Below are 14,445 nucleotides of genomic sequence, written 5' to 3' on the forward strand. Positions count from 1 at the left end.
CCGGCCGTCCGATCAACCGGAACCAGGAGCGAGACGCATGGCGGAACACGAGCAGCAGGGCGCGCTGGCGGGATTGCGCATCATCGATCTGTCGCGGGTGCTGGGCGGCCCGTACGCGACCCAGATCCTCGCCGATCACGGCGCGGAGGTGATCAAAATCGAACCGCCGTCCGGCGACGAGACGCGCACGTGGGGCCCGCCGTTCGACGGCGACACCGCGTCGTACTTCCTCGGTGTGAACCGCAACAAGCTCGGCATCGCGCTCGACCTGACGCAGCCGGCGGATCGCGAGCGGCTGCTCGGGCTGCTCGAACACGCGGACGCGGTCGTCGAGAACTTCAAGATCGGCACGATGGAGCGCTGGGGGCTCGGCTTCGACGCGCTGCATGCGCGGTTTCCGCGCCTCGTCTATTGCCGCGTGTCGGGTTTCGGCGCGGACGGCCCGCTCGGCGGGCTGCCAGGCTACGACGCGGCCGTGCAGGCGCTCGCGGGGCTGATGAGCGTCAACGGCGAAGCCGGCGGCGCGCCGCTGCGAGTGGGCGTGCCGATCGTCGATCTCGTCACGGGGCTGAACGCGGCGCTCGGCGTGCTGATGGCGCTGCGCGAGCGCGACGCCAGCGGCCGCGGCCAGTTCGTCGAATCGACGCTGTTCGACTGCGCGCTGTCGATCCTGCACCCGCATACGCCGAACTTCTTTCATTCGGGCAAGGCGCCCGTGCGCACCGGCAACGCGCATCCGAACATCACGCCGTACGACAGCTTCCCGACGGCGGGCGTCGACATCTTCCTGGCAGTCGGCAACAACGGACAGTTCGCCGCGCTGTGCGATGTGCTCGGCACGCGCGACTGGCTCGACGATCCGCGTTTCGCGGACAACCGCGCGCGCAGCCAGCATCGCGCCGCACTGCGCACGCTGCTCGAAACGGCGCTGGCCGCGCACGACGGCGCCGCGCTCGCCGAACGACTGATGCGCCGCGGCGTGCCGTGCGCGCCCGTGCTCGGGCTCGACGCGGCGCTCGACCATCCGCATGTCGCGCATCGGCAGATGAAGGTCGAGCTGGGCCGGCATCGCGGCATCGCGTCGCCGATCAAGCTCGGCCGCACGCCGGCCACGTACCGGCGGCCGCCGCCCGCACTGAACGAACATGCGGCGCAGGTGTTCGCGGACGGCGACGATCACGACCACCGCCGGCGCTGACCGGCATCGCGGCCGCCGGCCGTGCCGCATCGCGGGGCACGGGCGCGCGCCGCACACCATCATTCGGACATCACGCCGGCCCGCGCATCGGCACGCCCTGCGCACCGGCTGCAGAGGAGACGCATCATGCTCGCATGGATCGGCGCGGTCGCCATCGTCGCGCTGTTCGGCCTGATCATCACGAAGCGGTTGTCGCCGCTCGTCGCGCTGATCGTCGTACCGGTGGCCGCGTCGCTCGCGGCCGGTTTCGGGCTGCAGACCGGCAAGTTCGTCGTGCACGGCGTACAGAACATCGGCCCGATCGCCGGCATGTTCGTTTTTGCGATTCTATTTTTCGGAATCCTCACCGACGCGGGGATGCTCGATCCGATCATCGCGGGCGTGCTGCGCGTGATCGGCTGTCATCCGCCGCGCATCGTGATGGGCTCGGCGCTGCTCGCGCTGCTGATCCATCTCGACGGCTCGGGCGCCGTCACGTTTCTCGTCACGCTGCCCGCGATGATGCCGCTCTATACGCGGCTCGGGATGGATCGCCGCATCCTCGCGTGCGTCGCATCGATGGCGGCCGGCGTCAACTTCCTGCCGTGGGTCGGGCCGATGCTGCGCGCGTCGGCCGCGCTGCACATTCCCGGCTCGGCGATCTTCACGCCGATGATTCCGGTGCAGATCGTCGGGCTCGCGTTCGTGTTCGGCACCGCGTACGTGCTCGGCGCGCGCGAGGCGAAACGGCTCGGGCTCGACCGCGCCGGCGCGGCTTCGCTCGCGATCGCGCCGCGCGCGCTGACCGACGCCGAACGCGCGTTGCGTCGGCCGGGCCGCTTCGGGATCAACGTCGCGCTCACGCTCGTCGTGCTCGTCACGCTGGTGTCCGGCATTGTCGACCCGATGGTGATGTTCATGCTCGGCACGGTCGCCGCGCTCGTGATCAATTACCCGGACGTGCAGGCCCAGCGCGAACGGATCGACGCGCATGCGAAGGCCGCGCTGATGATGGCGAGCGTGCTGCTTGCGGCCGGCGCGTTCACCGGCATCATGTTCGGCACCGGGATGCTGAAGGCGATGGCCGAGGTCGTCGTCGCGCACGTGCCCGTCGAACATGCGCGCCACATGCCGTTCGTGCTCGGGCTGCTGTCGATGCCGCTCAGCCTGCTGTTCGATCCCGATTCGTTCTACTTCGGCGTGCTGCCGGTGCTCGCGGAAAGCGGCAAGCTGCTCGGCGTGCCGCCGATCCAGATGGCGCAGGCCGCGCTGCTCGGCCAGATGACCACCGGCTTTCCGGTGAGCCCGCTCACGCCCGCGACGTTCCTGATCGTCGGGCTGACCGGCGTCGAGCTCGCCGAGCACCAGAAATTCACGATTCCGTTCCTGTTCGCCGCCACCGTGCTGATGGTCTTCGCCGCGGTCGCGACGGGCGTGTTTCCATTGTGAGCGGCGCGGCCGTTCACGCTTCCCGGGAGAGCAGTCCATGCAGTTCGACCTGACCGACGACCAGCGCGCGATCGAAAGCGCGATCGAGAAAATCTGCGAGCGCTTCGGCGACGACTACTGGCTCGAACGCGATCGCGCGGGCGGATTTCCGGCCGATTTCCACGCGGCGCTCGCCGAGGCCGGCTGGCTCGGCATCGCAATGGACCCGGCCTACGGCGGCGCCGGGCTCGGGATGACCGAGGCGGCGCTGATGATGCGCACGATCAGCGCGTCGGGCGCCGGCCTGTCCGGCGCGTCGGCCGTTCACATGAACATCTTCGGGCTGAACCCGGTGCAGGTGTTCGGCAACGACGCGCAGAAGACGCGCTTCCTGCCGCCGCTGATCGCCGGGCACGACAAGGCGTGCTTCGCGGTGACCGAACCCGACGCCGGGCTCGACACCACGCACCTGAGCACGCAGGCGCGCCGCGACGGCGATCACTACGTGCTGAGCGGGCGCAAGATCTGGATCTCGACCGCGCAGGTCGCGAACAAGATGCTGATCATCGCGCGCACGACGCCGCTCGACCAGGTCGCGAAGCCGACCGACGGGCTGAGCCTGTTCTATACCGACCTCGACCGTTCGCGCGTCGAAGTGCGCGAGATCGAGAAGATGGGCCGCAAGGCGGTCGATTCGAACATGCTGTTCATCGACAACCTGCGCGTGTCGCGCGACGACCTGATCGGCAACGAAGGCGACGGCTTTCGCTATCTGCTGCACGGGCTGAACCCGGAACGCATACTGATCGCCGCGGAGGCGATCGGGCTCGGGCAGGCCGCGCTGCGCCGCGCGACGCAGTATGCGTGCGAGCGCGTGGTGTTCGGCCGGCCGATCGGGCAGAACCAGTCGATCCAGCATCCGCTCGCGCAGGCGTGGATGCAGCTCGAGGCCGCATGGCTGATGGTGATGAAGGCCGCGACGCGCTACGACGCGGGCCAATCGTGCGGCGCGGAGGCGAACGCGGCGAAATACCTCGGCGCGGAAGCCGCGTTCCAGGCCTGCCAGACGGCGATCGCGACGCACGGCGGGATGGGGTACGCGAAGGAATATCATGTCGAGCGCTATCTGCGCGAGTGTATGATTCCGAGGCTCGCGCCCGTGAGTCCGCAACTGATCCTGTGCTACATCGCGGAGAAGGTGCTCGGGCTGCCGAAGTCGTACTGACCGTAGCGACCCGGCGGCTCGCCCGGCGCGCGGTTTCCCGTTCCGAATCAAGCGCTCGTCATGGACGTCAAACTCGTTGCCCGCACGCTCGACCTGTTCGAGCTGTTCGCCGCCGAACGGCGGCCGCTGCCGCTCACCGAACTCGCGCGCCTCCTCAACGTGCCGGCGTCGAGCTGCCTCGCGATGGCGCGCACGCTCGTGAGCCGCGGCTACCTGTACGAAGTGCGCAAGCGCGGTGGCTACTATCCGACGCGGCGCCTGCAGACGATCGCCGCGGCGATCGACGCGCCCGATCCGGTCGTCGACATCGTGCATCCGCACCTCGTCGCGCTGCGCGACGCGAGCCGCGAAACCGCCGTGCTCGGCAAGATCCAGGGCGCGTCGGTCACGTATCTCGACGTCGTCGAATCGGAGCAGGCGATCCGCTATACGCGCCAGCCGGGCGAGCTGCGCCCGCTGCACGCGAACTCGATCGGCAAGGCGATCTTCGCGGAACTCGCGGGCGACGCGCAGCAGGCGCTCGGCGGGCAACTGCCGTTCGAGCGCTTCACCGACGCGACGGTGGCCGACCTGCCGGCGCTCGTCGCGCAGACCGCGCGGTTTCGCGAACTCGGCTGGGCCGAGAACTTCGGCGAGAGCGCGCCCGAACTGTCGGCGATCGCGGTGGCGCTGATGCTCGACGGCGACTGGTACGGGCTGTCGGTCGTCGGGCCGACCGAGCGGATTCGCCTGCATCGCGACACGCATGCGGCGCTGCTCGTCGACGCGAAGGCGCGGCTGCTGGCCGAACACGCGCGCGGGTAGAGCAGCGGCGCGCGACGGCGCAGGCAGCGGGCCGTCGCCGGCGTTCGGTGCTGACACGCCGGAAACGGCCCGCCGCGCGTCACGCGCGAACGCGTCGCAGCGTCACGACTTCACCCACACGCCGCCCGCGCTCGGGTTGTCGCCCTGCGTCCACCATTTCGCGCAATACTTCGCGCCCTGGTACGTCACGCACGTGCCGCCCTGGTAGGCGGTCGTCGCCGACCACGCGGGCGTGCCGCCGCCGACCGGCTTCCACACGGCCGCCTGGCCGGGCACGTCGCCCTGCGTCCACCACTGCGCCTGATACGTCGTGCCCTGGTAGGTGACCGTCGCGCCGGCCGTATAGACCTGCCCGGCCGCCCACGGTGCGCCCGGCTGCGGCGTGCCGCCGTCCGAACCGCCGCCGTAGTTCGGGTCTTGCGTGACGCCCGCGCCCCACTTGCCGTCGAGCTTCTTGAAGATCGTCGCGAACGCGTACGGTTGCTGCGCGACGCCCGAGCAGGTCGGCGACGCATACGTGCCGCCGGACGGGCACGCCTGATCGCGGCCGACCGACCAGTTGCCGAAGAAGCCGTAGCCGTTCGCGATTGCCGCGTTCAGCACGGTCTGCGCATTCGCGAGCGTGAACGTTTCGCCTTGCACGTCGTTCACGCCGATCATCGGCGTCACGCCGACCATCTGCCACAGCTGCGCATTGGTCTTCGGCTGCCCGGCCGACTTGAACGCCGTGTCGAGCTGCGAGTAGAGCGCCTGCGCGGCGCTGATCGCGGCGGCGCCCATGTCGAGGTTCGCGGGGCCGTAATCCATCGCCATCACGTTGACCGCATCGAACGTGGCCTTGTTCGCGATGGCCGCGTTGACGACGTTCACGCCGTCCTGCGTGAGCCCGGTCGGCATCGTCGGCAGCGTCAGCGTCACGTGCAGCGGCTTGCCCTTCGCCGCGTAGTCGGCCTGCAGTTGCGCGACCGCCTGGAAGTTGCGCGCGACCGCAGCCGTGTCCTGCTGCGACGCGCCCTCGATGTCGAAGTCGATGTGCGTGAGGCCGTACGTGTCGATCACCGTCTGGTACGCGCTCTTCAGCGCGGGGACCGTCGAGCATGCCTGCATCAGCGGCGTGCCGTTCGCGCCGCCGAACGACACGGCGACTTCGCCGCCTTTCGCACGATAGCTCGCGATCGACGTGGACAGCGCGGTCAGCAGGCCGCCGCTCGCGCCGTTGCCGATCGGCTGGACGCCGCCCCACGACGGCACGCAGCCGTTGCCCGCGACCACGAATGCGAGCGTGAACTGCTGGATGCCCTGGCGCACGCCGATCTGGTCGACCAGCGGTGTCGGATAGAGCGTCACGTCGACATAGGGTGCATAGACGCCGGCACCGTGCGACACGCTCGCCATCGCGAGCAGACAACCCGCGGCAAACGCACGCGGAACGAAACGCGGCAACACATTGTTGTTCATTCTGTGTTCTCCAAGTGGAAGAGGGATACGCTGGCCTGCGTATCGCCGCCGGCGGGACAGGCACGTGTCCCGTCGGCGGCGTGCCTATCTTGGAGGATTCAGGTCGAATAGGGAATTTAGGTGTTCTTCTTTTTGTTATTCGATTCCCGATACGTAACGATCTTGCCGATTCGGTCGCGTTGCGAAACGCGGAGCGGGCACTTTTTCCGGCTGACCGGGAGGCAGCGCGTGCATGGACCGGTTCCAGCGAACCGGCGACGCGCCGGCGTGCCGGTCAGCGGCTCGCAGGCATGCGCATTCGCGCGAGCGCCGCCGGATTCGGTACGCGCGCCGCGACGTTCAGCGATACCAGCGCGGCGTGTAGACCCATTCGCGTGCGTTGCCGATCGCGAAGCGCCGCGTCGTCGACGAGCCGACGATCACCATCGTGCGCATGTCGACCTGGTCGCTGCGCAGTGCGCCGAGGGTCGTCGTCGCAAGCGTCGCGCCCGGCCGGCCGATGTCGCGGCCGAGCACGACCACCGTATCGGCCGCGCGATGCGCGCGCACGATGTCGAGTGCACGGTCGAGCTGCCACGGCCGCGCGCGCGAAATCGGGTTGTAGAACGCCATCACGAGATCGGCTTGCGCCGCGTGTTGCAGGCGCGTCTCGATCACGTCCCACGGCTTCAGGTTGTCCGACAGCGAGATCGCGCAGAAGTCGTGGCCGAGCGGTGCGCCGGCCTGCGCGGCCGTCGCGAGCGACGCCGAGATGCCGGGCTCCACGCGCAGGTCGACCGCGGCCCATTGCGGGTCGCGCGCTTCGTCGAGCGCTTCGAGCACGGCCGCGGCCATCGCGAACACGCCCGGGTCGCCCGACGACACGACCGCGACGCGCCGGCCCTCGGCCGCCAGTTCGAACGCATGGCGCGCGCGCTGCATTTCCTCGCGATTGTCGGTGCCGTGCACGCGCTGGTCCGCCCGAAACGGGCCGGCCATGTTCACGTAGGTCGTATAGCCGAGAATGTCGGTCGCGTCCGCGAGCGCCGCGCGCGCGGCCGGCGTGAGCCACGCGGCGGCGCCCGGGCCGAGGCCGAGCACCGTCAGGCGGCCGCGTGCGCGGCCGAGCGTGGCCGGGTCGACCGGCTGCGATGCGACCGCGCATGCCAGACCGTGCGATTCGCCACGAAGCGTATGCGCGACGCGCAACGCACGACCGAGCAGCGTGGCGGCGTCGGCTGCCGCGTTGCCGTCGCGATCGCTATCGACGAAACGCAGCGGCACGTCGAGCGTGCTCGCCGCGGCTTCCAGCGCGGCGTCGCCGATCGCCGACGCCGGCGCGACGATGGCCGCGAGCGCCAGCCGCGCGAGGCCCTGTGCGTCGAGCATGGCGTCGATGCGCGCAGCAAGCGCTTCGCCTGCATGCACGGCATCCGCGGCAACACCGACCACCACGCTGCGCGGATGAATCACAAGCTCGTCGCGCGCGCCGCGCCACGCATCGGGCGTCACGCGAATCGCGTGCGCAGCCGCGGCATCACGGGGCAGCGCGACGTCGTCGAGCCACGGCGCCGCGCCGTCGATGCGCGTCGACGCGCCCGCGAGCAGGTCGGACACGAAGCGCTTGCCCTGCGCGAGATCGGCGAGCGCATAGCCTTCCGGCGGATTGAGCACGCACGCGCCGAAGCGCAGTTCGCCGCTCGTCGTGATCGCCGGCGCGACACCGACGCATTCGGCGATCTCGCGCGCGATCACGTTGACGCCCGTCAGCCCGCCGAGCAGCGGCACGACGGCCGAACCGTCCTCCGCGACCGCGAGCACCGGCGGCTCGACGCCCTTGTCGGCAAGCGCGGGCGCGAGGCAGCGGATCACGATGCCGGCCGCGCACAGCGCGACGATCGGCAAGCCGCGTGCATAGAGTTCGCGCAGGTGCGCGCCGAGCTCGTCGAACGGCACGTCGGCGTCGACGCGCGACGCGAGACCGTGCACACGGGCGCCCGGGTAACGCGCCTGGATCCGCCGCGCGGTATCGAGCGCGCCCGCGCCGAGGATCACGATCGCGGGCGGCGTCATCATCCTTGCCATTTTTCCCCCGGCACGACGAGCAGCGAGAAATACGGCGACGCCATCGGATCGACCTCGTCGAGCGGTACGATGCGCTGGTTGGCCATCGTCGCGCGCTCGACGTACCGCGCGCGCTTCGCAAGCCCGAGTTCGTCGAGCACGCGTCGCACCTTGTCGAAATTGCGGCCGAGCTTCATCACGACGGCCGCGTCGGCCCGCGCGAGGCGCTCGCGCAGTTCATGCTCGGGCAGCACGCCCGACAGCACCGACAGGCTCTGGTTGCGATAGACGAGCGGCTGGCCGAGCACGGCCGTGCCGCCGAGCATCGCGCACACGCCGGGGATCACCTCGGTGTCGTAACGCGGCGCGAGGCGGTCGTGCAGGTACATGTACGAGCCGTAGAAGAACGGGTCGCCTTCGCAGATCACCGCGACGTCGCGGCCCGCATCGAGGTGCGCCGCGACGATCTCGGCCGCGGTGTCGTAGAAATCGGCGATCACCGTCTCGTAGCAGAGCGGCGGCGGCAGCACCTCGGTCGTCACCGGGTAGACCAGCGGCAGTTGCGTCTGCCCGTCGAGCAGGTGCGCTTCGACGATGCCGTACGCGTTGCCTTTCTTGCCCTTCGCGACGAAATACGCAACCACGGGCGCGGCCTGCAGCACGCGCAGCGCCTTGATCGTCATCAGCTCGGGATCGCCGGGGCCGACGCCCACCCCGAACAGCCGTCCGCGCGCGGTCGTCATTCGACCTCCGTTGCAAGCGCATTGACCGCGGCGGCCGCCATCGCGCTGCCGCCGCGCCGGCCGAGCAGCGCGACGTACGGCACGCCGCGGCTGTCGGCGTCGAGCATCGCCTTCGATTCGGCCGCGCCGATGAAGCCGACCGGGAAACCGAGGATCAGCGCGGGGCGCGGCGCGCCGGCGTCGATCATGTCGAGCAGGTGGAACAGCGCGGTCGGCGCATTGCCGATCACGACGACGCTGCCCGCGAGATGCGGGCGCCACAGTTCGAGCGCGGCGGCCGAACGCGTGTTGCCGAGCCGGCGCGCGAGCTCGGGCACCTCCGGCTCGCCGAGCGTGCAGATCACGCGGTTGGCCGCGGGCAGCCGCGCGCGCGTGATGCCTTCGGCAACCATCCTCGCGTCGCACAGGATCGGCGCACCGGCCGCGAGCGCCGTGCGGCCGGCCGTGCCGGCGCCGGCCGAGAAGCGCAGGTCGTACACGACGTCGACCATCCCGCACGCGTGGATCACGCGCACCGCGAGTTTCTCGAGATCGGGCGGAACCTGCGACAGGTCGGCCTCGGCGCGGATCGTCGCGAACGACTGGCGGTAGATTTCCTGCCCGTCGCGAATATAGTCAAGCATCGGTGGTGTCCTGGCTGTGCCGCGCGTCCATGAGTCGGACCGCGGCCTGGTCAATCGTCAGATGGCGCGCGAGCAGGGCGCCGAGGCCCGTGGTCGCGTCGCGCCGGTAAAGGTCGTAGTGTGCGGGCGCCACCGCGACGAGCGTATGCGTCGCGGGATGCGGCAGCGCGCAGTGGCGCGCGCAGCCGGTCAGGTGCACGTCGAGCGGCCGGCCGATGCGGGCGGCGAGCGCGAGTGCGTCGTGTTTCGTGTCGGCGTGCGCTTTCGCGCAGCCCGCGCTGCCGGTACAGGCGACGAGCGCCGCCAGCGGCTCGGACGCCGCGCCTACGAGGCCGAGCGACTTGAGTGCTTCGCGCATTGCCACCGCACGTTCGTTCGGCACGCCGTGCATGAACACGCCTTGCCACGGCGTCATCGACAGCGTGCCGTCGCCGTCGGCTTCGGCCAGCGCGGCGAGCCGTTCCAGTTGCGCCGCGTCGAGCCGCCCGAGCGCGAATTGCGCGCCGACGCTGCAGCGGGTCGCGGCGCGCGACGGCTGCGCGCCGAAACGCAACGCCGGGTCGGCATGCGTGCGCCGCCAGCCGGCAAGCGCCGGATCGGCCGCGAGCGGAAAGGGCAGGTAGCGCCGGGCGCGTTCGAACAGCGTGCGTTCGCCGCACATCGCGAGCAACGCGCGCATCCGCGTGACGTCGGCCGGCGCGAGATCGAGGAACGCACGCAGCAGCGCGCGCACCAGCGCGACGCCCTGATCGGGCGACACGTCGACCGACGCGGGCCGGTCGCCGGGCGCCACCGGCGGACAGCCGGCCAGCCCCGCCGCAAGACGTACCGCGCCGTCGGCGCGGCGCCACGCGGCGAGCCAGATGTCGTGCGGATGATCGAGCGCCGCGACCGCTTCGCCGCCATCGAGCTGGATCGAGAATTTCGGCGACAGTTCGCCGCGGCGCGGCTCGTTCGCCAGCATGTCGAGCAGCGGCACGGCGAGCGCGTGGCTATCGACGAGCGCGGCCGGGTCGTGCCCGGCGAGCGGGCTGAGCAGCACGTTGCGGACGTCGTCGCTCGCCGCGAGCGCGGCCGCCTCGGCGGCGGTGTCGCCGGCGCTTGCGCGCGGGCCGAGCCCCGCGTCGAGCAACGCGTGGGTCAACGCATCGGCCGCGCCGTCGCGAATGCCGCGCAACTGGAGATTCGCACGATTGGTCGCATCGATCGCGCCGGAACCGTACCGGCGCGCGGCGGCGGCGATCGCACGCGCCTGGCGCGCGTCGAGCCGGCCGCCCGGCAGCTTGATCCGGCACAACCCGCCGTCGGCGGCCGCGACCACGCGCACGAGCCCCGGGCAGGCCGACGGGCGCACGACGGGCGACGCAGGAATCGAATCGGGGGCGGAACTCAACGGGATACCGGAACAGTGTGGCGCCGCGGCCAACGCATCGGTACACCCCGCCCGACGCCGACTGGCACGCACGCACTTTCTGGCCGGCAGGTCTCCTGGCTGACAGGTCGGCGCCGACTCCCGGCCTTCCCGGTGAAACCAGTGGCATGAGGAGGGAGATCGGCTCGCTGTCTACAGTTGCGGGGGCAGCCACAGCGGCGCGCGGTGCGCCCTGTGTTCCCTCTTCGGCCCCGAAGGGCACCGGCGAACGAACGGCCGTAGGATACCCGATTTCGGTCGCGATTCGCGACCGGCTGGCGGTTCGCGGCGAGCGAAGCGGGCAACGGCCGCGCGCGGGCGGGCGGGCAGATGAAACGCGGGGTGGAACACGGTACCATGCCGTTTTTTGCAACGCGGACGGCTGCACCGGCGCTTTCACGGCCGCGCGGCGACACGATGGAATCGAACGATGGGGAAGGGTGCATGACGGCGTGGCTGACGGTAGTGGGCATCGGCGACGACGGTTACGCGGGGCTCGGACGCCACGCGCGGCGCGCGCTGCTCGATGCGGCGCACGTGGTCGGCGCGAAGCGGCAGCTCGACATGCTGCCCGCGCGACTGCGCGCGACGCGCGAAGCATGGCCGTCGCCGTTCGACCTGTCGGGGCTGCTCGCGCGCCGCGGCGCGCCGGTGTGCGTACTCGCGAGCGGCGACCCGATGCTGTTCGGCGTCGGCGCGACGCTCGCCCGCCAGCTTTCTCCCGACGAATGGCGCGTGCTGCCCGCGCCGTCGTCGCTGTCGCTCGCCGCGGCGCGCCTCGGCTGGGCGCTGCAGGACGTCGGCGCGGTCTCGCTGGTCGGGCGTCCGCTCGCGACGCTGGCCCGCCACCTGCTGCCGGGCCGGCGCCTGTTCGTGCTGAGCGCCGACGGCCGCACGCCGGCCGCCGTCGCGGCCGAACTCGCCGCGCGCGGCTTCGGGCCGACGCGCATCAGCGTGTTCGAACACCTCGGCGGCCCGCTCGAGCGACGGATCGATGGCCTCGCGCAAGACTGGCACGTCGACGAAACCGCCGCGCTCAATCTCGTCGCACTCGACTGCCAGGCGGGCCCCGACGCACCGCACCGCGCGCTCACGCCCGGCCTGCCCGACGATGCGTACCGCCACGACGGCCAGCTCACCAAGCGCGACCTGCGCGCGATGACGCTCGGCCGCCTCGCACCCGCGCCCGGCGAACTGCTGTGGGACGTCGGCGCCGGCAGCGGCTCGATCGGCATCGAATGGATGCGCGCGCATCCATCCTGCCAGGCGATCGCGATCGAAGCGCATGCCGAGCGTCAACGCTTCATCGAACACAACCGCGATACGCTCGGCGTGCCGGGCCTGCAACTCGTCGCGGGCCGTGCGCCTGCAGCGCTTGCGGGGCTCGCCGCGCCCGACGCGATCTTCATCGGCGGCGGCGCGACGGCGCCCGGCGTGCTCGACGCGTGCTGGGCGTCGCTGAAACCCGGCGGGCGGCTGGTCGCGAACGCGGTCACGCTGCAGGGCGAGATGGCGCTCGCCGCCTGGCGCGATGTGCACGGCGGCACGCTTACGCGCGTATCGTTCGCGCATGCCGAACCGCTCGGCCGCTTCGACACGTGGCGGCAGCCGCTGCCGGTCACGCTGTACGACGCGCGCAAGCCCGATGCCGCGGATGCGGCTGCCGTGGCCGGCGCGTCGCATCCGTCGAACCCAACGGACGCGTGATGCGCGACGAAACCCCCGAACAGCCCGCGCCGCTGCGCTTCGGCTACACGACCGGCAGTTGCGCGACCGCGACGTCGCTCGCGGCCGCGCGGCTGCTGCTCACGGGTCACGCGGACGACGCGGTCGAGATCGTGCTGCCGAAGGGGCAGCGCGTGATGATGCGGCTCGAGTTCTGCCGCACGACCGCCGACGGCGCCGAAGCCGGCACGATCAAGGATGCCGGCGACGATCCGGACGTCACGCATGGCGCGCTGATCTTCGCTCGCGTCGCGCGCGCGGCGGCGCCCGGCGTGCGCTTTCATGCCGGGCCGGGCGTCGGCACGGTCACGCGCGCGGGGCTGACGCTGCCGGTCGGCGAACCGGCGATCAATCCGGTGCCGCGCCAGATGATGACCACGCACCTGGAGGCGCTTGCGGCCGAGCACGGCTACGCGGGCGGCTTCGACGTGACGATCGGCGTCGAAGGCGGCGAGGCGCTCGCGCTGAAGACGATGAACCCGCGGCTGGGCATCGTCGGCGGGCTGTCGATCCTCGGCACGACCGGCATCGTGCGGCCGTTCTCGTGTTCGGCCTATATCGCGTCGATTCATCAGGGCATCGACGTCGCGCGCGCGAACGGCATCACGCACATCGCGGCCTGCACGGGCAACGCGAGCGAGGACGCGATGCGCGCGCACTACCAGCTGCCCGACATGGCGCTGATCGAGATGGGCGATTTCGCGGGCGCGGTGCTCAAGCATCTGCGGCGCGCGCCGGTCGCGCGCCTGTCGATGTGCGGCGGCTTCGGCAAGCTGAGCAAGCTCGCGGCCGGCCATCTCGATCTGCACAGCCGCCATTCGAGCATCGACCTGCCGCTGCTCGCGCAGTGGGCGGCCGAAGCCGGTGCGAGCGACGCGCTGCAGGCCGCGATGCGCGCGGCGAACACGAGCCAGGAAGCGTTGAAACTCGCGCAGGCCGACGCCGTGCCGCTCGGCGATCTGGTCTGCGCGCATGCCTTGCAGGTGGCGCGCGACATCGTGCCGCCGTCGGTCGCGGTCGAGATGTTCGCGATCGATCGGCAGGGCCGCTTCGTCGGGGCGGCGCGATGAGCGCGCGCATCCTGCTGCTCGGCGGCACTGGCGACGCGCTGAAAATCGCGCGCGCGCTCGGCCCGCATCATGTCTACAGTCTCGCCGGCCTCGGCAAGACGCCCGACGATCTGCGCTGCGACGTGCGCGTCGGCGGGTTCGGCGGCGCAGCCGGGCTCGCCGCGTATCTGCGCGACGCCGGCATCGGCCTCGTGATCGACGCCACGCATCCGTATGCCGCGCAAATCAGCGCGAACGCCGCGGCGGCGACGCGCGACGCGGGCGTGCCGCTGTGGGCGCTGCGCCGCGCGCCGTGGACGCCGCAGCCGGGCGACGATTGGCGGATGGTCGACGACTGGGCCGGCATCGAGGCCGCGCTCGCGCCGTTCCGGCGCCCGCTGTTCACGCTCGGACGCGAACCGCTCGCGCATCTCGATGCGATCCCGCCGCACCAGTTCTGGCTCGTCCGCTGCCTCGACGCGCATCCCGGCAACGCCCGTGCGCAGGTCGTCGCCGCGCGCGGGCCGTTCACGCTCGACGGCGAACGCGCGCTGTTCGCGCTGGCGGGCATCGACGTCGTCGTCAGCAAGAACAGCGGCGGCGCGGCCACCGAGGCCAAGCTCGACGTCGCGCGCGAACGCGGGCTGCCGGTCGTGATGCTGCGCCGGCCGCCGCTGCCCGATGCCGACCGCGCGTTCGACTCGGTCCCGGCGCTCATCGACGCACTCGATCCGGCCGCGCGCGCGTGACGCGACGCAG

General features: G+C 71.3%; 12 protein-coding genes and 1 riboswitch. Of the genes, 7 read left to right on the forward strand and 5 right to left on the reverse strand.

Features of this window, described 5'->3' with window-relative positions:
• Positions 1-37: 37 nt before the first annotated feature.
• From KU887_RS08815 to KU887_RS08830, 4 genes are all read left to right on the forward strand, one after another.
• Positions 38-1,198, forward strand: a complete 1,161-nt coding sequence (locus tag KU887_RS08815; protein ID WP_258250003.1) for a CaiB/BaiF CoA-transferase family protein — start codon at positions 38-40, stop codon at positions 1,196-1,198.
• 126 nt (positions 1,199-1,324) lie between these two features.
• Complete coding sequence (locus tag KU887_RS08820) at positions 1,325-2,626, forward strand: CitMHS family transporter (RefSeq protein WP_258250004.1); 1,302 nt, start codon at positions 1,325-1,327, stop codon at positions 2,624-2,626.
• A gap of 37 nt (positions 2,627-2,663) precedes the next feature.
• Positions 2,664-3,830: an acyl-CoA dehydrogenase family protein gene (locus KU887_RS08825; RefSeq protein ID WP_062910641.1), complete on the forward strand. Its 1,167-nt coding sequence runs from the start codon at positions 2,664-2,666 to the stop codon at positions 3,828-3,830.
• Positions 3,831-3,890: 60 nt separating this feature from the next.
• The gene (locus KU887_RS08830; protein WP_006482989.1) at positions 3,891-4,634 is read left to right on the forward strand and encodes an IclR family transcriptional regulator; all 744 of its coding nucleotides are present in this window, start codon (positions 3,891-3,893) and stop codon (positions 4,632-4,634) included.
• Between the two features lie 102 nt (positions 4,635-4,736).
• Here KU887_RS08830 and KU887_RS08835 read toward each other — a convergent pair whose 3' ends face one another.
• From KU887_RS08835 to cobG, 5 genes are all read right to left on the reverse strand, one after another.
• Positions 4,737-6,092, reverse strand: a complete 1,356-nt coding sequence (locus KU887_RS08835) for a chitinase (protein ID WP_077020172.1) — start codon at positions 6,090-6,092, stop codon at positions 4,737-4,739.
• Positions 6,093-6,431: 339 nt separating this feature from the next.
• A complete protein-coding gene (gene cobJ / locus KU887_RS08840) occupies positions 6,432-8,147 on the reverse strand; it encodes a precorrin-3B C(17)-methyltransferase (protein WP_258250005.1) in 1,716 nt (571 codons plus the stop codon).
• Positions 8,144-8,878 (reverse strand): precorrin-2 C(20)-methyltransferase, encoded by a 735-nt coding sequence (locus KU887_RS08845; protein WP_006491057.1) that lies wholly within the window; start codon positions 8,876-8,878, stop codon positions 8,144-8,146. The genes cobJ and KU887_RS08845 overlap by 4 nt, the downstream gene beginning before the upstream one ends.
• Positions 8,875-9,501 carry a precorrin-8X methylmutase gene (locus tag KU887_RS08850; RefSeq protein ID WP_006491059.1) on the reverse strand — a complete coding sequence of 209 codons (627 nt, stop codon included), beginning with the start codon at positions 9,499-9,501 and terminating at the stop codon, positions 8,875-8,877. Before KU887_RS08850 ends, KU887_RS08845 begins: the two co-directional genes overlap by 4 nt.
• The gene (gene cobG / locus KU887_RS08855; protein WP_309138172.1) at positions 9,494-10,855 is read right to left on the reverse strand and encodes a precorrin-3B synthase; all 1,362 of its coding nucleotides are present in this window, start codon (positions 10,853-10,855) and stop codon (positions 9,494-9,496) included. The genes KU887_RS08850 and cobG overlap by 8 nt, the downstream gene beginning before the upstream one ends.
• A gap of 106 nt (positions 10,856-10,961) precedes the next feature.
• Positions 10,962-11,154, reverse strand: a riboswitch (cobalamin riboswitch).
• 202 nt (positions 11,155-11,356) lie between these two features.
• Between cobG and cbiE the strand changes: the two genes are divergently transcribed.
• The 3 genes from cbiE to KU887_RS08870 are packed head-to-tail and all read left to right on the forward strand — an operon-like array spanning position 11,357 to position 14,435.
• Positions 11,357-12,619 (forward strand): precorrin-6y C5,15-methyltransferase (decarboxylating) subunit CbiE, encoded by a 1,263-nt coding sequence (gene cbiE / locus KU887_RS08860; RefSeq protein WP_258255569.1) that lies wholly within the window; start codon positions 11,357-11,359, stop codon positions 12,617-12,619.
• The gene (locus KU887_RS08865) at positions 12,619-13,707 is read left to right on the forward strand and encodes a cobalt-precorrin-5B (C(1))-methyltransferase (RefSeq protein WP_006484852.1); all 1,089 of its coding nucleotides are present in this window, start codon (positions 12,619-12,621) and stop codon (positions 13,705-13,707) included. The genes cbiE and KU887_RS08865 overlap by 1 nt, the downstream gene beginning before the upstream one ends.
• The gene (locus KU887_RS08870) at positions 13,704-14,435 is read left to right on the forward strand and encodes a cobalt-precorrin-6A reductase (protein ID WP_194130689.1); all 732 of its coding nucleotides are present in this window, start codon (positions 13,704-13,706) and stop codon (positions 14,433-14,435) included. The genes KU887_RS08865 and KU887_RS08870 overlap by 4 nt, the downstream gene beginning before the upstream one ends.
• Positions 14,436-14,445: the final 10 nt, after the last annotated feature.

This window comes from Burkholderia sp. EMB26 (genome assembly GCF_024730645.1).
GTDB classification, from domain to species: Bacteria; Pseudomonadota; Gammaproteobacteria; order Burkholderiales; family Burkholderiaceae; genus Burkholderia; species Burkholderia cenocepacia.

Excerpts from the sequence above, each read along its gene's own strand:
- KU887_RS08815 (WP_258250003.1), top strand. The coding sequence starts at position 38 with ATGGCGGAACACGAGCAGCAGGGCGCGCTGGCGGGATTGCGCATCATC.
- KU887_RS08820 (WP_258250004.1), top strand. The coding sequence starts at position 1,325 with ATGCTCGCATGGATCGGCGCGGTCGCCATCGTCGCGCTGTTCGGCCTG.
- KU887_RS08825 (WP_062910641.1), top strand. The coding sequence starts at position 2,664 with ATGCAGTTCGACCTGACCGACGACCAGCGCGCGATCGAAAGCGCGATC.
- KU887_RS08830 (WP_006482989.1), top strand. The coding sequence starts at position 3,891 with ATGGACGTCAAACTCGTTGCCCGCACGCTCGACCTGTTCGAGCTGTTC.
- KU887_RS08835 (WP_077020172.1), bottom strand. The coding sequence starts at position 6,092 with ATGAACAACAATGTGTTGCCGCGTTTCGTTCCGCGTGCGTTTGCCGCG.
- cobJ (WP_258250005.1), bottom strand. The coding sequence starts at position 8,147 with ATGATGACGCCGCCCGCGATCGTGATCCTCGGCGCGGGCGCGCTCGAT.
- KU887_RS08845 (WP_006491057.1), bottom strand. The coding sequence starts at position 8,878 with ATGACGACCGCGCGCGGACGGCTGTTCGGGGTGGGCGTCGGCCCCGGC.
- KU887_RS08850 (WP_006491059.1), bottom strand. The coding sequence starts at position 9,501 with ATGCTTGACTATATTCGCGACGGGCAGGAAATCTACCGCCAGTCGTTC.
- cbiE (WP_258255569.1), top strand. The coding sequence starts at position 11,357 with ATGACGGCGTGGCTGACGGTAGTGGGCATCGGCGACGACGGTTACGCG.
- KU887_RS08865 (WP_006484852.1), top strand. The coding sequence starts at position 12,619 with ATGCGCGACGAAACCCCCGAACAGCCCGCGCCGCTGCGCTTCGGCTAC.
- KU887_RS08870 (WP_194130689.1), top strand. The coding sequence starts at position 13,704 with ATGAGCGCGCGCATCCTGCTGCTCGGCGGCACTGGCGACGCGCTGAAA.